Below are 17212 nucleotides of genomic sequence, written 5' to 3' on the forward strand. Positions count from 1 at the left end.
CTGTGGGTCAAAAGGTAAATCCAGTCGGTCTTCGTGTCGGGATCATTCGCGATTGGGAATCTAAATGGTACGCTGGAAAAGATTATGCTAATCTTTTACATGAAGATATCAAAGTACGCGAATATATCACAAAACGCTTAAGCGACGCTTCTGTTTCTAAAGTAGAAATCGAACGTGCGGCTAACCGTTTAAACATCACAGTTCATACTGCTAAACCTGGTATGGTAATTGGTAAGGGTGGTACAGAAGTTGAAGCTTTACGTAAAGCTTTAAACCAGTTAACTGGTAAACGTGTACACATCAACATTATGGAGGTTAAGAGAGCTGATTTAGATGCAAAGTTAGTTGCTGATAACATTGCTCGTCAGTTAGAAAACCGCGTTTCATTCCGTCGTGCGCAAAAGCAATCAATCCAACGTGCTATGCGTGCAGGAGCAAAAGGGATTAGAACAATGGTTTCTGGTCGTCTAGGAGGAGCAGACATTGCTCGTTCTGAACAATACAGTGAAGGTACTGTTCCACTTCATACACTTCGCGCTGATATCGACTATGGTACAGCTGAAGCTGATACAACTTATGGTAAATTAGGTGTGAAAGTATGGATTTATCGTGGAGAGGTCCTTCCTACAAAGAAGAACACTGAGGAAGGAGGAAAATAATTATGTTAATGCCTAAACGCGTTAAATATCGTCGCGAACACCGTGGAAAAATGCGCGGTAAAGCTAAAGGCGGTACAGAAGTTCACTTCGGTGAGTTCGGTTTACAATCAACTGAAGCTTCTTGGATTACAAACCGTCAAATCGAGGCTGCACGTCGTGCGATGACTCGTTACATGAAACGTGGCGGTAAAGTTTGGATTAAAATTTTCCCTTCAAAACCATATACTGCAAAACCTCTTGAAGTACGTATGGGTTCCGGTAAAGGTGCTCCTGAAGGTTGGGTAGCTGTTGTAAAACCAGGAAAGGTTATGTTCGAAATTTCTGGTGTATCTGAAGAAGTTGCACGCGAAGCACTTCGTCTTGCAGCACATAAACTACCTGTTAAATGTAAATTCGTAAAACGTGAAGAAATTGGTGGTGAATCTAATGAAGGCTAATGAAATCCGTGATTTAACCACTGCTGAGATCGAACAAAAAGTTAAATCATTAAAAGAAGAATTATTCAACCTACGCTTTCAATTAGCGACTGGTCAATTAGAAAACACTACTCGTATTCGCGAAGTACGTAAGTCAATCGCTCGTATGAAAACTGTTATTCGCGAGAGAGAGATCGCTTCTAATAAATAATGAAGAGGAGGTTCGCGGGAATGAGTGAACGTAACCAACGTAAGGTTTACACTGGACGTGTTGTTTCTGATAAAATGGACAAAACAATTACAGTGTTAGTAGAGACTTACAAAACTCACCCACTATATGGTAAACGTGTAAAGTACTCTAAAAAGTACAAAGCGCATGATGAAAACGGTCTAGCTAAAACTGGCGATATCGTTAAAATCATGGAGACTCGTCCGTTATCGGCGACAAAACGTTTCCGTTTAGTAGAGGTTGTAGAAAAAGCAGTAATTATATAATTATATAAAGTTCGGATATAAACATTCCGAAGGGAGGTACCATGTATGATTCAACAAGAAAGTCGTTTGAAAGTTGCTGACAACTCTGGCGCTCGTGAAGTACTTGCAATTAAAGTTCTAGGTGGAACTGGACGTCGCTATGCAAATATTGGTGATGTTATCGTTTGTACAGTGAAACAAGCAACACCAGGAGGCGTTGTTAAAAAAGGTGACATTGTAAAAGCTGTAGTTGTACGTACAAAACGTGGAGTTCGACGTACTGATGGTTCTTATATTCGTTTTGATGAGAATGCATGTGTAATTATCAAGGATGACAAGAGTCCACGCGGAACTCGTATCTTCGGACCTGTTGCTCGTGAATTACGTGATAGCAACTACATGAAGATCGTTTCTTTAGCTCCAGAAGTTATTTAATAAGATAAAGTTTTGTTTCCTAAGGAGGTGCAAAAAGATGCATGTAAAAAAAGGTGATAAAGTTCAAGTTATCTCTGGAAAAGATAAAGGTAAGCAAGGTGTAATCCTACAGGCTTTCCCTAAAAAAGACAGAGTACTTGTTGAAGGTGTAAACATCGTGAAAAAACACGCTAAACCTTCCCAAGCAAACCCACAAGGTGGAATCATTAGCCATGAGGCACCTATTCATGTATCAAACGTTATGCCTTTAGACCCTAAAACAGGTGTACCAACTCGTGTTGGTTATAAGGTAGTAGACGGTAAAAAAGTACGTGTTGCAAAAGAATCTGGTGAACAATTAGATAAATAGACAGTAAAGAAAGGAGGTACTTTAGATGAACCGCCTAAAAGAAAAATATCAACAAGAAATCGTTCCTGCTCTAGTGAGCAAGTTTAACTATAAATCTGTAATGCAAGCTCCAAAACTTGAAAAGATCGTTATCAACATGGGAGTCGGTGATGCGGTTGCTAACGCAAAAGCGTTAGATAACGCGGTTGAAGAGCTAGGCTTAATCACTGGTCAAAAACCTGTTGTAACAAGAGCAAAAAAATCTATCGCTGGTTTCCGTCTTCGTGAAGGAATGCCTATCGGTGCAAAGGTTACATTACGCGGTGAGCGTATGTACGAATTCTTAGATAAGTTAGTATCTGTTTCTTTACCACGTGTGCGTGACTTCCGTGGTATTTCTAAAAAGTCATTCGACGGTCGTGGAAACTACACTTTGGGTGTAAAAGAACAGCTTATCTTCCCTGAAATTGACTACGATAAAATTAGTAAAGTGCGTGGTATGGATATCGTTATCGTTACGACTGCTAACACAGATGAAGAAGCTCGTGAGCTATTATCTTCATTCGGTATGCCATTCCAAAAATAATACCATTGACTGGTAAAAGGGAGGCGAAAATGTGGCTAAAAAATCAATGATTGCGAAACAAAAGCGTACACCTAAACATGCAGTGCAAGCTTACACACGTTGCGAGAGATGCGGACGTCCACACTCTGTACTTCGTAAATTTAAGCTTTGCCGTATTTGTTTCCGTGAATTAGCTTATAAAGGCCAAATTCCTGGCGTGAAAAAAGCAAGTTGGTAAAACCCGAAATTAGGGAAGGAGGTAAAATTAATGGTTATGACAGATCCTATTGCAGATATGCTTACTCGCATCCGCAATGCGAATACAGTACGTCATGAGAAGCTTGAAATTCCTGCTTCTAAAATCAAAAAAGAAGTAGCTGAAATCTTAAAACGTGAAGGTTTCATTCGTGATGTTGAATATATTGAGGATAACAAACAAGGTATCATTCGCATTTTCTTAAAATATGGTGCGAACAATGAGCGTGTAATCACAGGCTTAAAGCGTATTAGTAAACCAGGTTTACGTGTATATGCAAAAGCTGACGAAGTACCTCGTGTACTTAACGGATTAGGTATTGCGATCATCTCTACTTCTCAAGGTGTAATTTCTGACAAAGAAGCTCGTCAAAAGCAAACTGGTGGAGAAGTATTAGCATACGTTTGGTAATAATTTTTGAAATGAACGGAGGTGTAACTCTATGTCACGTGTAGGTAAAAAACTAATTGAACTACCAAGTGGTGTTACAATCACTAACAACAACAACACTGTTACAGTAAAAGGACCTAAAGGTGAATTAACTCGTACTTTCAGCGAAGATATGGTTATCAATGTTGAAGAGAACGTAATCACTGTTACTCGTCCAACTGACAACAAAGAACACCGTGCATTACACGGAACAACTCGTGCTCTATTAGCGAACATGGTTGAAGGTGTATCTAAAGGTTTTGAAAGAGGATTAGAACTTATCGGGGTAGGTTACCGTGCTCAAAAACAAGGTAACAAACTAGTTCTTAACGTAGGATATTCTCATCCTGTAGAAATTACTCCAGAACAAGGAATTGAAGTTGAAGTTCCTGCTAATACAAAAATCGTTGTTAAAGGAATCGACAAAGAACGCGTTGGTGCTTTAGCAGCAAACATTCGTGATGTTCGTCCACCTGAGCCTTACAAAGGTAAAGGAATTCGTTACGAAGGTGAATATGTACGTCGTAAAGAAGGTAAAACTGCGAAGTAATACAGCATAATGAGAAGAAAGGAGTGACTGCTCGATGATTACTAAGCCTGATAAAAATTCTACTCGTAAGAAAAGACATGCTCGTGTTCGTTCAAAATTATCAGGAACAGCTACTCGTCCGCGTTTGAATGTATTCCGTTCAAATCAGCACATTTATGCACAATTAATTGATGATACTAACTCTGTAACGATCGTTAGTGCATCTTCTGTAGATAAAGAGCTTTCTCTTGAGAACGGTGGAAACGTAGAAGCTGCTCAAAAAGTTGGAGAACTTGTTGCAAAACGCGCTGTAGAAAAAGGAATTAAATCCGTAGTATTTGACCGCGGAGGATATTTATATCATGGACGTGTGAAAGCATTAGCAGATGCTGCACGTGAAGCTGGACTAGAATTTTAATCGACAAAGGAGGGACACTGATGAGTCGTATTGATGCAAATAAATTAGAACTTGAAGAACGCGTTGTTACTGTTAACCGCGTTGCGAAAGTTGTAAAAGGTGGACGTCGTTTCCGCTTTGCTGCTCTTGTAGTAGTAGGTGACAAAAACGGTAATGTTGGCTTCGGTACTGGTAAAGCACAAGAGGTACCTGATGCAATTCGTAAAGCAATCGAAGATGCGAAGAAAAACTTAGTAGCTGTACCTATCGTTGGTACTACTATTCCACATCAAGTATTAGGACAATTTGGTTCTGGTGAAATCCTATTAAAACCTGCTTCAGAAGGTACTGGGGTTATCGCTGGTGGACCGGTTCGTGCGGTACTTGAGTTAGCTGGAGTTCAAGACATCTTATCTAAATCTTTAGGATCTAACACACCAATTAACATGATTCGTGCTACAGTAAACGGATTAAAGCAATTAAAACGTGCAGAGGACGTTGCTAAATTGCGTGGTAAAACGGTAGAAGAACTGTTAGGATAAGGAGGGAAAAACAATGGCAAACAAATTAGAAATCACCCTCACTCGCAGTGTTATTGGTCGTCCACAAGATCAACGTACTACTGTGGAAACACTTGGACTTAAAAAACTACATCAAACTGTAGTTCATGAGGATAATGCAGCTATCCGCGGTATGATTAACAAGGTAGCTCATCTTGTAACTGTAAAAGAGCAGTAAAAATAAGTTTTCATAATAAGGAGGTGCCACAATGAAACTTCATGAGTTAAAACCAGCAGAAGGTTCCCGTAAAGAGCGTAATCGTGTAGGTCGCGGTACAGGTTCTGGTAACGGTAAAACTTCTGGTAAAGGACACAAAGGTCAAAACGCTCGTTCGGGTGGTGGCGTTCGTCCTGGATTTGAAGGTGGTCAAACACCTCTATTCCAACGTCTACCAAAGCGTGGATTTACGAACATCAACCGCAAAGAGTTTGCAATCGTAAACCTTGAAGCGTTAAATCGATTTGAAGAAGGTACTGAAGTAACACCTGAATTACTTATTGAAACTGGTGTAGTAAGTAAGTTAAACGCAGGTTTAAAAGTATTAGGTAACGGTAAAATCGATAAAAAGCTAACTGTTCGTGCACATAAGTTTTCCTCTTCAGCCAAAGAAGCAATCGAAGCAGCTGGCGGAACTGTAGAGGTGATTTAATGTTCCAGACATTCTCCAATTTTATGCGTGTGGGTGACATTAGAAACAAAATTTTGTTCACCCTAATTATGTTAGTAATATTTCGTATCGGGACGTTCATTCCAGTACCTGGTGTAGAACGTGAAGTATTAAGATTCAGTGATGAATTTAATGTATTTGGTATTTTGAATACATTTGGTGGAGGAGCGTTAGAGAATTTCTCCATCTTTGCAATGGGTGTCATGCCGTATATTACTGCATCTATCATAGTACAATTACTACAAATGGATGTTGTACCTAAATTTACGGAATGGTCTAAGCAAGGTGAAGTTGGCCGAAGAAAGCTAGCTCAATTCACTAGATACTTTACAATCGTCCTTGCCTTTATCCAAGGTATCGGGATGTCGATTGGATTTAATAATTTAATGGGTGGCCAACTAATTATGAATCCATCGTTTACGACGTATGTAACGATTGCAATTGTATTAACAGCAGGAACAGCATTTTTAATGTGGCTTGGTGAACAAATCACAGCCCATGGTGTTGGTAATGGTATTTCCATTTTAATTTTCGCTGGTATCGTTGCAGCCATCCCTAATGGCGCTAACCAAGTTTATGCACAATTAATAGAAGGCGCAGGAGACCAATTATTCCTAAACCTTGTTATTGTTGCTTTAATCGTTTTAGCAATATTAGCAGTTATTGTCGGTGTTATCTTTATTCAACAAGCATTACGAAAGATTCCGATCCAATATGCGAAAGGTAATTCTGGTCGTAATCCTGTTGGAGGGCAAACATCACATTTACCGTTAAAAGTTAATGCTGCGGGAGTTATTCCTGTAATCTTTGCAGTTTCATTTATTATCACTCCACCAACAATTGCATCTTTCTTTGGTACTAATAGTACGACTGAATGGATTCAAACGGTATTTGATTATACTCAACCGATTGGTATGGTAATATATGTAGCATTAATTATTGCCTTTACGTATTTCTACACATTTGTACAGTCTAATCCTGAACAAATGGCAGATAACTTGAAAAAACAAGGTGGATATATCCCAGGAATTCGTCCTGGTTTAAATACACAAGAGTATTTAACAACAATTATCTATCGATTAACGTTCGTTGGGGCTCTTTTCCTAGCAGTCATTTCTATCCTTCCTGTAATCTTTATGGATTTAGCTAAACTACCACCTGCTGTACAAATAGGTGGAACTGGCTTGCTTATCGTTGTTGGGGTTGCCCTAGATACGATGAAACAATTGGAGAGTCAGTTAGTTAAGCGTCATTATAAAGGATTTATTAAATAATGAAGTGATGGGATATCAATTATCCCACTGCTTCATCAGATATTGAGGGGGCAAAAGAATGAATTTAGTTCTTATGGGACTTCCTGGTGCCGGTAAAGGTACTCAAGCAGAACGTATTGTCGAAAAATATAATATCCCTCATATTTCTACCGGAGATATGTTTAGGGCTGCAATGAAGGAAGAAACTGAACTAGGCCTTAAGGCTAAATCTTTTATGGATCAAGGACAACTTGTCCCAGATGAAGTAACGATCGGTATCGTTCGTGAAAGACTGGAAAAAGAAGATTGTCAAAACGGATTCTTACTAGACGGTTTCCCTAGAACAGTACCTCAAGCAGAAGCGCTAGAGGAACTAATGAATCAGCTTGGTCGTACACTTGATTATGTTATTAATATAGATGTAGATCAAAGCATATTATTAGAACGTTTAACAGGAAGACGTATTTGTAAAGAATGTGGATCCACTTACCACTTAGTTTTCAACCCTCCTGCAAATGAAGGTGTTTGTGACAAGTGTGGCGGTGAATTATATCAACGTGCTGATGATAATGCAGAAACAGTTGGTAACCGTTTAGAGGTAAACATTAAACAAGCAAAACCTTTGTTAGATTTTTATGAGTCTAAAGGATATTTGCGAAATATTGACGGTCAGCAAGCAATCGACATAGTATTCTCTGATATAACTGAGTTGCTTGGAGGACGCGCGTAATGATTATCTGTAAAACTCCTCGTGAGATTGAAATCATGAAGGAAGCAGGTAAAATAGTTGCGTTAACGCATCAAGAACTAAAAAAACACATTGTTCCCGGCGTTACGACGAAGCAGCTTGATAAAATTGCAGAAGACTTCATTAGGAGTCATAATGCAACACCTTCGTTCAAAGGGTATAATGGATTTACGGGTAGTATTTGTGCTTCTGTAAACGAAGAACTGGTTCATGGAATACCGGGTAACCGAGTTCTAAAAGATGGTGACATCATTAGCGTTGACATTGGTGCAAAATTAAACGGCTATCATGGAGATTCTGCTTGGACTTATCCAGTAGGAACTATTTCTGAAGATACCCAACGTTTATTAGAGGTTACGGAAGAATCATTGTTTAAAGGTTTGGAAGAAGCGAAACCAAATGTAAGACTTTCAAACATCTCTCATGCGATACAAACTTTTGTAGAAGCAAATAACTTTTCTATAGTAAGAGAGTATGTTGGTCATGGAGTTGGTCAAAACTTACATGAGGATCCTCAAATTCCACACTATGGTCCTCCTAATAAAGGACCAAGGTTAAAACCTGGAATGGTACTTGCGATTGAACCGATGGTGAATGCAGGTTCTCGCTATGTAAAAACGTTAGAAGACAACTGGACAGTTGTAACTGTTGACGGTAAAATGTGTGCTCACTTTGAACATACAATTGCGATTACAGAAACAGGTTACGAAATTCTAACTAAAGCTTAGTCGGTGAAAGAAGATGAGTAATCAGAACTTTTTACCACAAGTCGGACAGTTAGTAAGGATTGTACAGGGCAGAGATTCAGGTCAGTTTGCTCTCGTTGTTAAAATTCTTGATGAACGTTTTGTCGTCCTGGCAGATGGAGATAAGCGAAAATTCGACCGACCTAAGAAGAAAAATATTCATCACCTTGAATTTTTTGATTACGTGTCTCCAGAAGTTCAGAACAGTATTATGGAAACAGGTCGTGTGACAAATAGCAAATTGCGTTTTGCGCTCTTAAATTTTGTCAATGAGCATGTTACTGATTTGAAGAAGGGAGAACTTAATTAATGGCGAAAGACGATGTAATTGAAGTAGAAGGTACGGTTCTTGAGACTTTACCAAATGCGATGTTTAAAGTAGAATTGGAAAATGGCCATACTGTGTTAGCTCACGTATCTGGAAAAATCCGTATGCACTTCATACGAATACTTCCTGGTGATAAAGTTACAGTAGAGCTTTCTCCTTATGATTTAACTCGCGGTAGAATTACGTATCGTTTCAAATAAATTATTACAGCACTCCGTACTATCAAGGAGGTATATAAGATGAAAGTGAGACCATCTGTTAAGCCGATCTGCGAAAAATGTAAAGTTATCCGCAGAAAAGGTAAAGTTATGGTTATCTGTGAAAACCCTAAACATAAACAAAAACAAGGATAATTATTGAGGGAGGTGCGCAATTATGGCACGTATTGCTGGTGTTGATATTCCACGTGACAAACGCGTTGTAGTATCTTTAACATATATTTTCGGTATTGGTCGTACGACTGCAGCGAAAGTACTTGCAGAAGCTGGTGTTTCTGAAGATACACGCGTTCGTGATTTAACAGAAGAAGAACTTGGAAAAATCCGTGATGTTGTGGATCGTTTAAAAGTAGAAGGTGACCTTCGTCGTGAAGTTTCACTTAACATTAAACGTCTAATCGAAATCGGATGTTACCGTGGATTACGTCATCGTCGTGGATTACCTGTTCGTGGTCAAAACACTAAGAACAACGCTCGTACTCGTAAAGGTCCACGTCGTACAGTAGCGAACAAAAAGAAATAATAAAGTAAGGAGGTAGATTTCAGTTATGGCACGTAAAACTAATACTCGTAAACGCCGTGTGAAAAAGAATATTGAAACTGGTGTTGCGCATATCCGTTCTACATTCAACAATACGATTGTAACAATCACAGACGTACATGGAAATGCACTTTCTTGGTCAAGTGCTGGTGCTCTTGGATTTAGAGGTTCTCGTAAATCAACTCCGTTTGCTTCTCAAATGGCTGCAGAAACTGCTGCGAAAACAGCTATGGAGCATGGTTTAAAGAGCTTAGAAGTTACAGTTAAAGGCCCTGGAGCTGGTCGTGAAGCAGCTATCCGTGCTTTACAAGCAGCTGGTCTTGAAGTAACTGCTATTAGAGACGTAACTCCTGTACCTCATAACGGTTGCCGTCCACCAAAACGTCGCCGTGTTTAATTTGTCTGTATAAAATTTTTATTTTTGGCAATAATGGCTTATGTTAAAGAAAAAAAGAACATACAGATAATATTAAATGTTGTTGTGCACATTCGGGACATACCATATGGGAATTTCGGTTAGACATAAAAATGTCTTTCCGGGGTTTCGACGTTTTGAAGGAGGGTTATGAATGTTAGAAATCGAAAAACCAAAAATCGAAACGGTTGAAATCAGCGACGACGCCAATTTCGGTAAATTCGTTGTCGAACCACTTGAGCGTGGATATGGTACTACTTTGGGTAACTCCTTACGTCGTATCCTACTATCCTCACTCCCTGGTGCCGCTGTTACATCTATTCAAATAGATGGTGTACTCCATGAGTTCTCAACAATTGAAGGCGTCGTAGAGGATGTTACTACTATAATCTTGCACGTTAAAAAACTAGCGTTAAAAATCTATTCAGATGAAGAAAAAACGTTAGAAATTGACGTACAAGGTGAAGGAACGGTTACTGCCGCAGATATTACTCATGACAGCGACGTTGAGATTCTTAATCCCGACCTTCATATTGCGACGTTAGCAAAAGACGCACACTTACGTATTCGCTTTACTGCTAAAAGAGGACGTGGATACGTACCAGCGGATGGAAACAAACGTGAAGATCAACCAATTGGTGTAATTCCAATTGACTCTATTTTTACTCCTGTTTCTCGTGTTTCATACTTTGTAGAAAATACTCGTGTAGGTCAAGTAAGTAATTACGATAAACTTACGTTAGATGTATGGACTGATGGTAGCATTGGACCACAAGAAGCAGTTGCGCTTGGAGCTAAAATCTTAACGGAACATCTCAACATATTTGTTGGATTAACGGACGAAGCTCAAAATGCAGAAATTATGGTTGAAAAAGAAGAAGATCAGAAAGAGAAAGTTCTAGAAATGACTATTGAAGAACTAGATCTATCTGTTCGTTCTTACAACTGTTTAAAACGTGCAGGAATTAATACTGTACAAGAGCTTGCTAATAAAACTGAAGAAGATATGATGAAAGTTCGTAACTTAGGTCGCAAATCACTAGAAGAAGTGAAGCATAAATTAGAAGAACTTGGTTTAGGCCTACGTAAAGATGACTAGTTTTTTGTAACGAAAACTAGGCATCTTTATGTGTTTGAACTTATCCATACTTTCAACAAAGGAGGGACCTCAAGATGGGTTACAGAAAGTTAGGACGTACAAGTGCTCAACGTAAAGCGTTATTACGCGACTTAGCAACTGATTTAATCATCAGCGAGCGTATTGAAACGACTGAAGCTCGTGCTAAAGAATTACGTTCTGTAGTTGAAAAGATGATCACTCTTGGTAAGCGTGGAGATTTACATGCTCGACGTCAAGCAGCTGCTTTCATTCGTAAAGAAGTTGCTAACGAAGAAACTGGTCAAGACGCAGTACAAAAATTATTCGGTGACATTGCTCCTCGCTATGAAGAGCGCCAAGGCGGATACACTCGTATCATGAAGCTTGGACCTCGTCGTGGAGACGGTGCACCAATGGTTATTATCGAACTAGTCTAATTATAATTAGTCATAAATAGAAGGGCGGACAGTTGTAATGACTGATTCTAGCCCTTTATTTTTTTAATATTATCTTTTTTCACAACCCATTCTGAAGTAGTTTCGCATCGTAAGTGTAGGTGACGAAAGGTAAGGAAAGGGCTTTTTTTCTATAGTGAGAGAAAGTATACTAAGATGAGATAGAAGAGCAGAGAGGAGGGGGTATCATGAAAGATCCTATTTTAACGGTTGAAAATCTTTCATTTCAATATCCAAACCAGGAAGAGCAAACTATACACGAATTATCTTTGCAAATAGAACGTGGAGAATGGATTGCGATTGTTGGTCATAACGGTTCTGGAAAATCTACTTTTGCAAAAATATTAAACGGTTTACAAATGCCTACATCTGGATCTGTTTTTATTGATGCTATTGAATTAACCGAAGAGACAGTATGGCAAATAAGGAAAAAAGTTGGCATGGTCTTTCAAAATCCGGATAATCAATTCGTAGGGACTACTGTTCAAGATGATGTTGCATTTGGATTGGAAAATTTAGGTGTGCCTCGTAATGAAATGGTCACTAGAGTACATCATGCCATTAATAAAGTGGGGATGGAACAGTATTTTGACCAGGAGCCTCATCAGTTATCAGGAGGACAGAAGCAACGAGTAGCGATAGCGGGTATTATTGCACTACAGCCTTCTATCATTATTTTGGACGAAGCTACGAGTATGTTGGACCCACAGGGAAGAATAGAGGTAATAAATACGCTTCGAAGTTTGAAGGATGAGTTAGGTATTACTGTATTATCCATTACACATGATTTAGAAGAAGCTGCCTTAGCTGATCGTGTTTATGTGTTAAATGAAGGAAAAGTGTTTGCAGAAGGAACACCTAAAGATATTTTTCGTTTAGGGCAACAACTAAAGGACATTGGGTTAGATTTGCCTTTTGCTGTGAAACTTAGAGATAAGCTTGAAAAGCATGGCATACGTATCGGGGATGTAATTAGTAGTGAAGGGTTGATAGAAGAGCTATGGAAATTACGATAAGGGATTTAGAACATGCGTATCAAAAAAACACCCCTTTTGAACGAAGGGCTCTATATCATATAAATACAACGATCCTCTCTAATAGTTATACTGCAATTATCGGGCATACTGGTTCTGGGAAATCGACATTACTACAGCATTTAAACGCCTTATTAAAACCGACTAGTGGTTCTCTGCATATTGGAGAATATAAAATCAGCGCAAATGAAAAAGAAAAAAAAATTAAATCATTAAGGAAAAAAGTTGGAATTGTTTTTCAGTTTCCAGAACATCAGCTTTTTGAAGAAACAGTAGAAAAAGATATTTGTTTCGGTCCTATGAATTTTGGTGTATCAGAGAAAGAAGCGAAAAGAAAAGCTAGAGAAGCACTTCGATTAGTTGGGCTTGATGAAAAATATTTAGAAGTTTCTCCTTTTGATTTAAGTGGTGGTCAAATGAGAAGGGTGGCAATTGCGGGTGTTTTAGCAATGGAGCCTGAAATATTAGTTTTAGACGAGCCAACAGCAGGACTTGATCCAAGAGGCCGAGAAGAGATAATGGACTTATTTTACTCATTGCATAAACAAAAAGAGATGACAACCATTTTAGTTACACACAGTATGGAAGATGCAGCAAAATATGCTGATCAAATTATCGTAATGAGTAAAGGGACTATCGCTTTACAAGGAAGTCCGATAGAAATATTTGAGCAATATGAAACGTTGCAACAGCTTGGCTTAGATGTTCCAGAAACCGTTCGCTTTATAAAAGAGTTAGAAAGTAGGCTGAATAAGCAATCAGGAAAAGTTGCTTTAACATTAAGTGATGCTACAGAAATAGTTGTATCTCTTTTGAAAGAGGGGGATACAGATGTTAAATAACCTAATTATTGGCAGATATGTTCCTAAAGACTCATTTGTTCATCGAATGGATCCTAGAGCTAAACTAATACTAGTTTTTTTATTTGTTTTTATCGTATTTCTTGCTAATAATACGTGGGCATATCTTATATTAGGTCTGTATGTTTTATTCGTTACGGCACTTACAAAAATTCCGATCACATTTATATTAAAAGGACTAAAGCCGATAATATGGATTATATTGTTTACGATGGTCTTCCATATTTTTTTAACAAGAGGTGGAGAGCTCTTATTCCAAATTGGGCCACTTTCTATTTATGAAGAAGGAATTAGACAAGCTATTTTTATTTCTTTACGATTTCTTTATTTAATTACTATTACGACGATTTTGACGTTAACGACGACTCCAATTGAAGTGACGGATGGGATGGAAACATTATTTGGGCCATTAAAAAAGTGGAAAGTACCAGTTCATGAACTTTCGTTAATGATGTCAATTTCCTTACGATTCATTCCAACGTTACTACAAGAAACGGACAAGATCATGAAGGCGCAAAGTGCTAGAGGTGTCGACTTTTCCTCAGGCCCTATAAAGGATCGTGTAAAGGCGTTAGTTCCGCTCCTTGTCCCGCTATTTATTAGTTCATTTAAGCGTGCTGAGGAGCTAGCAATTGCGATGGAGGCACGAGGCTATCAAGGTGGGGAAGGTAGAACGAAATATCGATTGTTACATTGGGGTGGAAAAGACACTGTTATGTTAATAGGATTAGTAGTTCTGACGATTATCCTTATCTTTATTCGGACATAATGGGAGTATGAATATGAAAAGGTTAAAGTCAACAATCGCATACGACGGTACAAATTTCGAAGGTTATCAAATCCAACCGAATGGAAGAACTGTTCAAGGAGAGCTCCAAAGTGCTTTGAATCAGCTTCATAAAGGATCAAAAGTAAAAGTGTATGCATCCGGGAGAACAGACGCGGGAGTGCATGCTGCTGGTCAAGTAATTCATTTTGATACGAATCTACACATACCACCTGAAAAATGGCCATATGCTATGCATACGAAGCTACCAGCAGATATTCGAATTCTCTCGGTAGAAGAGGTTCCTTCATCGTTTCATGCTCGTTTTTCTGTAGTTCAAAAAGAGTATCGATACAAAGTATGGATTGGGGAGCGGCAAGATGTTTTTCAACGTCACTACACATATTTCTATCCGTTTAAATTAAATATTGCTTCGATGGAAGTGGCTAAACAATATTTAATTGGAACTCACGATTTTACTAGTTTTTGTTCTAGTAAGACAGAAATAGAAGATAAAGTTCGGACGATTTATGAACTAGACATTTATGAAGAAGAAAATGTTCTTGTTTTTCGTGTAGTAGGCAATGGATTTTTATATAATATGGTTCGAATCATTGTAGGTACATTGTTAGATGTTGGAAGAGGTAAAATAAATGCTAATAATCTAACAACTATTCTAAAAGAGGGAAATCGTGAACAGGCTGGTAAAACAGCACCTGCGCATGGTTTATACTTATGGAATGTTGTTTACAATGACAACTAATCCTGGTGTAACATTTTCTTGACATTAGAGCCAGAAAGTTATAAGATATCCTATGGTATGTATTTCAGCCCCACGATAAAGCCCCGGAAGAGTTTCATCGTGTTGAAATAATATAAGAGTAAAAGTTTTTATTTTTTTAGGAGGGAAAACAATGCGTACAACTTACATGGCGAAAGCTAGCGAAGTAAATCGTAAATGGTACGTGATTGACGCTGAAGGTAAAACTTTAGGTCGTCTTTCTAGTGAAGTAGCGTCCATCTTACGTGGTAAACATAAACCAACATATACTCCAAACGTAGACACTGGAGATCATGTAATTCTAATTAATGCATCTAAAATCGAATTAACTGGTAAAAAATTAACTGATAAAATTTATTACCGTCATAGTCAACATCCAGGTGGTTTAAAATCTAGAACTGCTCTAGAAATGCGTACAAACTACTCTGAAAGAATGTTAGAGCTTGCTATCCGTGGAATGCTTCCAAAAGGAAGTCTTGGACGTCAAATGTTCAAAAAGTTACACGTTTATGCTGGTAACGAACATCCACACCAAGCACAACAACCGGAAGTTTACGAACTTCGCGGATAATAAAAAAGGGAGGGTATTACTTTGGCACAAGTACAATATTACGGAACTGGTCGTCGTAAAAGCTCTGTTGCTCGCGTACGTTTAGTACCTGGTAACGGACGTATCGTAATCAACGACCGTGACATTGAAAACTATATTCCATTCGAAGCTTTACGTAACGTTGTAAAGCAACCATTAACTGCTACTGAAACTGTAGGAAACTATGATGTATTAGTAAACGTAAACGGTGGAGGTTACACTGGTCAAGCTGGTGCTATCCGTCACGGTATCGCACGTGCACTATTACAAGCAGATCCTGAGTACCGCGCAACTTTAAAAAGCGCAGGTCTATTAACTCGTGACGCACGTATGAAAGAGCGTAAAAAATACGGTCTTAAAGGTGCACGTCGCGCGCCTCAGTTCTCAAAACGTTAATATATTTACGTTTCAAGACTCTTTTCACTTCGGTGGAAAGAGTCTTTTTTATTAAATAAAAGAGTATATAATTTTGTCACACCATGGTCCTTGCTATGGAGGTTTTTTATAGAAAAACTCAAGAAGTAGATTTAGTAATTATTAAAGTGTAATAGTAGTCATTGTGATTGATGGCTGTATTGTATTAAACCAATTTGATTTCAAAAATAAAGGGGTGACTCAAGCTTCTGTCAACTTTTAGACACCCTTGCTAGTTTTTAAGGAATTTAATTTATTGTTATATTCCACTCCAAAGATCAAATAAATTTTTATTTTTTTTCATACCAGCATTTATTAAATCGTTTAATAAGTCTTTCTTATCTCTTGGCCTTCCTAGTACGATCACTCCGTCTATATCTTTGCTTTGAATATAGTTAATAATTTCAGAGCTTGCCTTTTTTGTTTTAATTGGAATCGTTTTTCTAACCCTTACATTTTTTTTTGTAGCTTGAATAAATTTATTACACCCATTTATCGTTCCAACTAAAACAAAGGTTGGCTTTTTACTCTTATGAGAAAAATTATTCGTTAATAGAAATTTTGAAAAAGAAGTGAATAATTCTATAGAAGTAAGTTCGTCGTTTTTGTGAGATAAAGATTCTTTATAAATTCTATACTTATATAAAACCTTTGGAATATTTTCAATTGTCCCTATGTTAATAAGACGGCACCATAATTCATAGTCATATGCAATTTTATACATAGGATTATATTTCCCAGCTTCATAAAAAGCTGACTTTAGGAACGTTACCGAACCGTGGGTTAGTGGACAACCCGTATAGAGTAAGGAACGAATTTCTTTATGACTCGTAAATTTGTTTCGACCCAAATTTTGTGGTAGTGTTCTGTTTTTTTTGTCCATACATTCTATAAATGTACCTACCGCTACTAAATTTTTATTATTTTTAATATGTTTGACTTGTTCTTCAATTCGCTCAGGATAGCTGATATCATCAGCATCATGAATAGCAATCCATTTCCCTTTTGCATGATCAATTCCAAGATTAAGTGCAATAGCTGCTCCTTTGTTTCTTCTTAAATGTAAAACGTGAACTCGCTTATCAGTTATTCTATCTAAAATTTCCTTTGTTTTGTCAGATGAGCCATCATTAACAATAATAACTTCGATATTACTATAGGTTTGTTCCAAAATTCCTACAATCGCATCTTTCAAATACTGTTCTCCATTATGAACTGCCATAACGATGGAAACTAACATAGAAACTCT

Annotated in this window: 31 protein-coding genes; 30 read left to right on the forward strand and 1 reads right to left on the reverse strand. The window is 38.0% G+C overall.

All coding sequences use genetic code 11. The features are described 5' to 3' along the window. The first annotated feature begins 2 nt into the window (after positions 1–2). The 30 genes from rpsC to rpsI all read left to right on the forward strand — a co-directional run bounded on the left by rpsC (position 3) and on the right by rpsI (position 15945). Positions 3–659, forward strand: a complete 657-nt coding sequence (gene rpsC, locus O1A01_RS00830; protein ID WP_066414047.1) for a 30S ribosomal protein S3 — start codon at positions 3–5, stop codon at positions 657–659. 2 nt (positions 660–661) lie between these two features. Further along, complete coding sequence (gene rplP / locus O1A01_RS00835) at positions 662–1096, forward strand: 50S ribosomal protein L16 (protein ID WP_066414051.1); 435 nt, start codon at positions 662–664, stop codon at positions 1094–1096. Then, positions 1086–1286 (forward strand): 50S ribosomal protein L29, encoded by a 201-nt coding sequence (rpmC, locus tag O1A01_RS00840; protein WP_066414054.1) that lies wholly within the window; start codon positions 1086–1088, stop codon positions 1284–1286. Before rplP ends, rpmC begins: the two co-directional genes overlap by 11 nt. 20 nt (positions 1287–1306) lie before the next feature. Further along, entirely contained in the window at positions 1307–1570 is a 264-nt protein-coding gene (gene rpsQ, locus O1A01_RS00845; protein WP_066414056.1) for a 30S ribosomal protein S17, read from the forward strand. Positions 1571–1615: 45 nt separating this feature from the next. Continuing rightward, positions 1616–1984 carry a 50S ribosomal protein L14 gene (gene rplN / locus O1A01_RS00850; protein WP_066414058.1) on the forward strand — a complete coding sequence of 123 codons (369 nt, stop codon included), beginning with the start codon at positions 1616–1618 and terminating at the stop codon, positions 1982–1984. A 37-nt stretch (positions 1985–2021) separates the two neighbouring features. Further along, positions 2022–2333: a 50S ribosomal protein L24 gene (rplX, locus tag O1A01_RS00855; protein ID WP_066414059.1), complete on the forward strand. Its 312-nt coding sequence runs from the start codon at positions 2022–2024 to the stop codon at positions 2331–2333. A 25-nt stretch (positions 2334–2358) separates the two neighbouring features. After that, a complete protein-coding gene (gene rplE / locus O1A01_RS00860; RefSeq protein WP_066414063.1) occupies positions 2359–2898 on the forward strand; it encodes a 50S ribosomal protein L5 in 540 nt (179 codons plus the stop codon). A 31-nt stretch (positions 2899–2929) separates the two neighbouring features. Beyond that, entirely contained in the window at positions 2930–3115 is a 186-nt protein-coding gene (locus O1A01_RS00865) for a type Z 30S ribosomal protein S14 (protein WP_066414066.1), read from the forward strand. A gap of 30 nt (positions 3116–3145) precedes the next feature. Continuing rightward, positions 3146–3544, forward strand: a complete 399-nt coding sequence (gene rpsH, locus O1A01_RS00870; protein ID WP_066414068.1) for a 30S ribosomal protein S8 — start codon at positions 3146–3148, stop codon at positions 3542–3544. A 31-nt stretch (positions 3545–3575) separates the two neighbouring features. Further along, positions 3576–4112: a 50S ribosomal protein L6 gene (gene rplF, locus O1A01_RS00875; RefSeq protein ID WP_066414070.1), complete on the forward strand. Its 537-nt coding sequence runs from the start codon at positions 3576–3578 to the stop codon at positions 4110–4112. Between the two features lie 34 nt (positions 4113–4146). Beyond that, positions 4147–4509 carry a 50S ribosomal protein L18 gene (rplR, locus tag O1A01_RS00880; RefSeq protein WP_066414078.1) on the forward strand — a complete coding sequence of 121 codons (363 nt, stop codon included), beginning with the start codon at positions 4147–4149 and terminating at the stop codon, positions 4507–4509. 20 nt (positions 4510–4529) lie between these two features. After that, on the forward strand, positions 4530–5030 hold the full coding sequence (rpsE, locus tag O1A01_RS00885; RefSeq protein WP_066414081.1) for a 30S ribosomal protein S5: 501 nt from the start codon (positions 4530–4532) through the stop codon (positions 5028–5030). Between the two features lie 13 nt (positions 5031–5043). Beyond that, positions 5044–5226 (forward strand): 50S ribosomal protein L30, encoded by a 183-nt coding sequence (gene rpmD, locus O1A01_RS00890; protein ID WP_066414084.1) that lies wholly within the window; start codon positions 5044–5046, stop codon positions 5224–5226. A gap of 31 nt (positions 5227–5257) precedes the next feature. Next, positions 5258–5698, forward strand: coding sequence for a 50S ribosomal protein L15 (gene rplO / locus O1A01_RS00895; RefSeq protein WP_066414087.1), 441 nt, complete (start codon positions 5258–5260; stop codon positions 5696–5698). Further along, positions 5698–6990, forward strand: coding sequence for a preprotein translocase subunit SecY (gene secY / locus O1A01_RS00900; protein WP_066414090.1), 1293 nt, complete (start codon positions 5698–5700; stop codon positions 6988–6990). Before rplO ends, secY begins: the two co-directional genes overlap by 1 nt. Positions 6991–7048: 58 nt before the next feature. Beyond that, on the forward strand, positions 7049–7699 hold the full coding sequence (locus O1A01_RS00905) for an adenylate kinase (protein WP_066414094.1): 651 nt from the start codon (positions 7049–7051) through the stop codon (positions 7697–7699). After that, the gene (gene map / locus O1A01_RS00910) at positions 7699–8445 is read left to right on the forward strand and encodes a type I methionyl aminopeptidase (protein ID WP_066414097.1); all 747 of its coding nucleotides are present in this window, start codon (positions 7699–7701) and stop codon (positions 8443–8445) included. The genes O1A01_RS00905 and map overlap by 1 nt, the downstream gene beginning before the upstream one ends. A 13-nt stretch (positions 8446–8458) precedes the next feature. Beyond that, on the forward strand, positions 8459–8773 hold the full coding sequence (locus O1A01_RS00915; protein WP_066414100.1) for a KOW domain-containing RNA-binding protein: 315 nt from the start codon (positions 8459–8461) through the stop codon (positions 8771–8773). Then, positions 8773–8991, forward strand: coding sequence for a translation initiation factor IF-1 (gene infA / locus O1A01_RS00920; protein ID WP_025909748.1), 219 nt, complete (start codon positions 8773–8775; stop codon positions 8989–8991). Before O1A01_RS00915 ends, infA begins: the two co-directional genes overlap by 1 nt. 39 nt (positions 8992–9030) lie before the next feature. After that, entirely contained in the window at positions 9031–9144 is a 114-nt protein-coding gene (gene rpmJ / locus O1A01_RS00925; RefSeq protein ID WP_003156543.1) for a 50S ribosomal protein L36, read from the forward strand. 22 nt (positions 9145–9166) lie between these two features. Continuing rightward, positions 9167–9532, forward strand: coding sequence for a 30S ribosomal protein S13 (gene rpsM / locus O1A01_RS00930; RefSeq protein ID WP_066414103.1), 366 nt, complete (start codon positions 9167–9169; stop codon positions 9530–9532). Between the two features lie 25 nt (positions 9533–9557). Then, the gene (rpsK, locus tag O1A01_RS00935; protein ID WP_066414105.1) at positions 9558–9947 is read left to right on the forward strand and encodes a 30S ribosomal protein S11; all 390 of its coding nucleotides are present in this window, start codon (positions 9558–9560) and stop codon (positions 9945–9947) included. Between the two features lie 172 nt (positions 9948–10119). Next, positions 10120–11064 carry a DNA-directed RNA polymerase subunit alpha gene (locus O1A01_RS00940; RefSeq protein WP_066414107.1) on the forward strand — a complete coding sequence of 315 codons (945 nt, stop codon included), beginning with the start codon at positions 10120–10122 and terminating at the stop codon, positions 11062–11064. Positions 11065–11138: 74 nt separating this feature from the next. Next, positions 11139–11501, forward strand: coding sequence for a 50S ribosomal protein L17 (rplQ, locus tag O1A01_RS00945; RefSeq protein WP_066414109.1), 363 nt, complete (start codon positions 11139–11141; stop codon positions 11499–11501). A gap of 206 nt (positions 11502–11707) precedes the next feature. Beyond that, on the forward strand, positions 11708–12535 hold the full coding sequence (locus tag O1A01_RS00950; protein ID WP_066414112.1) for an energy-coupling factor ABC transporter ATP-binding protein: 828 nt from the start codon (positions 11708–11710) through the stop codon (positions 12533–12535). Beyond that, on the forward strand, positions 12520–13395 hold the full coding sequence (locus O1A01_RS00955) for an energy-coupling factor ABC transporter ATP-binding protein (protein WP_066414115.1): 876 nt from the start codon (positions 12520–12522) through the stop codon (positions 13393–13395). Before O1A01_RS00950 ends, O1A01_RS00955 begins: the two co-directional genes overlap by 16 nt. Beyond that, complete coding sequence (locus tag O1A01_RS00960) at positions 13385–14182, forward strand: energy-coupling factor transporter transmembrane component T family protein (protein ID WP_066414117.1); 798 nt, start codon at positions 13385–13387, stop codon at positions 14180–14182. The genes O1A01_RS00955 and O1A01_RS00960 overlap by 11 nt, the downstream gene beginning before the upstream one ends. Positions 14183–14195: 13 nt before the next feature. After that, the gene (gene truA / locus O1A01_RS00965; RefSeq protein ID WP_066414118.1) at positions 14196–14942 is read left to right on the forward strand and encodes a tRNA pseudouridine(38-40) synthase TruA; all 747 of its coding nucleotides are present in this window, start codon (positions 14196–14198) and stop codon (positions 14940–14942) included. A 151-nt stretch (positions 14943–15093) separates the two neighbouring features. Next, positions 15094–15531, forward strand: coding sequence for a 50S ribosomal protein L13 (rplM, locus tag O1A01_RS00970; RefSeq protein ID WP_066414119.1), 438 nt, complete (start codon positions 15094–15096; stop codon positions 15529–15531). Between the two features lie 21 nt (positions 15532–15552). Beyond that, positions 15553–15945 (forward strand): 30S ribosomal protein S9, encoded by a 393-nt coding sequence (gene rpsI / locus O1A01_RS00975; protein WP_066414122.1) that lies wholly within the window; start codon positions 15553–15555, stop codon positions 15943–15945. Between the two features lie 277 nt (positions 15946–16222). Here the strand turns inward: rpsI and O1A01_RS00980 are convergent, their stop codons facing one another. Then, positions 16223–17203 (reverse strand): glycosyltransferase family 2 protein, encoded by a 981-nt coding sequence (locus O1A01_RS00980; protein ID WP_066414124.1) that lies wholly within the window; start codon positions 17201–17203, stop codon positions 16223–16225. Between the last annotated feature and the right edge of the window lie 9 nt (positions 17204–17212).

The organism is Sutcliffiella sp. NC1 (genome assembly GCF_027594365.1).
Taxonomy (GTDB): domain Bacteria; phylum Bacillota; class Bacilli; order Bacillales; family Bacillaceae_I; genus Sutcliffiella; species Sutcliffiella cohnii.

Bases quoted from the DNA above. Each gene is read 5' to 3' on its own strand.
- rplP (WP_066414051.1), top strand. From the start codon at position 662: ATGTTAATGCCTAAACGCGTTAAATATCGTCGCGAACACCGTGGAAAA.
- rpmC (WP_066414054.1), top strand. From the start codon at position 1,086: ATGAAGGCTAATGAAATCCGTGATTTAACCACTGCTGAGATCGAACAA.
- rpsQ (WP_066414056.1), top strand. From the start codon at position 1,307: ATGAGTGAACGTAACCAACGTAAGGTTTACACTGGACGTGTTGTTTCT.
- rplN (WP_066414058.1), top strand. From the start codon at position 1,616: ATGATTCAACAAGAAAGTCGTTTGAAAGTTGCTGACAACTCTGGCGCT.
- rplX (WP_066414059.1), top strand. From the start codon at position 2,022: ATGCATGTAAAAAAAGGTGATAAAGTTCAAGTTATCTCTGGAAAAGAT.
- rplE (WP_066414063.1), top strand. From the start codon at position 2,359: ATGAACCGCCTAAAAGAAAAATATCAACAAGAAATCGTTCCTGCTCTA.
- rpsH (WP_066414068.1), top strand. From the start codon at position 3,146: ATGGTTATGACAGATCCTATTGCAGATATGCTTACTCGCATCCGCAAT.
- rplF (WP_066414070.1), top strand. From the start codon at position 3,576: ATGTCACGTGTAGGTAAAAAACTAATTGAACTACCAAGTGGTGTTACA.
- rplR (WP_066414078.1), top strand. From the start codon at position 4,147: ATGATTACTAAGCCTGATAAAAATTCTACTCGTAAGAAAAGACATGCT.
- rpsE (WP_066414081.1), top strand. From the start codon at position 4,530: ATGAGTCGTATTGATGCAAATAAATTAGAACTTGAAGAACGCGTTGTT.
- rpmD (WP_066414084.1), top strand. From the start codon at position 5,044: ATGGCAAACAAATTAGAAATCACCCTCACTCGCAGTGTTATTGGTCGT.
- rplO (WP_066414087.1), top strand. From the start codon at position 5,258: ATGAAACTTCATGAGTTAAAACCAGCAGAAGGTTCCCGTAAAGAGCGT.
- secY (WP_066414090.1), top strand. From the start codon at position 5,698: ATGTTCCAGACATTCTCCAATTTTATGCGTGTGGGTGACATTAGAAAC.
- O1A01_RS00905 (WP_066414094.1), top strand. From the start codon at position 7,049: ATGAATTTAGTTCTTATGGGACTTCCTGGTGCCGGTAAAGGTACTCAA.
- map (WP_066414097.1), top strand. From the start codon at position 7,699: ATGATTATCTGTAAAACTCCTCGTGAGATTGAAATCATGAAGGAAGCA.
- O1A01_RS00915 (WP_066414100.1), top strand. From the start codon at position 8,459: ATGAGTAATCAGAACTTTTTACCACAAGTCGGACAGTTAGTAAGGATT.
- infA (WP_025909748.1), top strand. From the start codon at position 8,773: ATGGCGAAAGACGATGTAATTGAAGTAGAAGGTACGGTTCTTGAGACT.
- rpmJ (WP_003156543.1), top strand. From the start codon at position 9,031: ATGAAAGTGAGACCATCTGTTAAGCCGATCTGCGAAAAATGTAAAGTT.
- rpsM (WP_066414103.1), top strand. From the start codon at position 9,167: ATGGCACGTATTGCTGGTGTTGATATTCCACGTGACAAACGCGTTGTA.
- rpsK (WP_066414105.1), top strand. From the start codon at position 9,558: ATGGCACGTAAAACTAATACTCGTAAACGCCGTGTGAAAAAGAATATT.
- O1A01_RS00940 (WP_066414107.1), top strand. From the start codon at position 10,120: ATGTTAGAAATCGAAAAACCAAAAATCGAAACGGTTGAAATCAGCGAC.
- rplQ (WP_066414109.1), top strand. From the start codon at position 11,139: ATGGGTTACAGAAAGTTAGGACGTACAAGTGCTCAACGTAAAGCGTTA.
- O1A01_RS00950 (WP_066414112.1), top strand. From the start codon at position 11,708: ATGAAAGATCCTATTTTAACGGTTGAAAATCTTTCATTTCAATATCCA.
- O1A01_RS00955 (WP_066414115.1), top strand. From the start codon at position 12,520: ATGGAAATTACGATAAGGGATTTAGAACATGCGTATCAAAAAAACACC.
- O1A01_RS00960 (WP_066414117.1), top strand. From the start codon at position 13,385: ATGTTAAATAACCTAATTATTGGCAGATATGTTCCTAAAGACTCATTT.
- truA (WP_066414118.1), top strand. From the start codon at position 14,196: ATGAAAAGGTTAAAGTCAACAATCGCATACGACGGTACAAATTTCGAA.
- rplM (WP_066414119.1), top strand. From the start codon at position 15,094: ATGCGTACAACTTACATGGCGAAAGCTAGCGAAGTAAATCGTAAATGG.
- O1A01_RS00980 (WP_066414124.1), bottom strand. From the start codon at position 17,203: ATGTTAGTTTCCATCGTTATGGCAGTTCATAATGGAGAACAGTATTTG.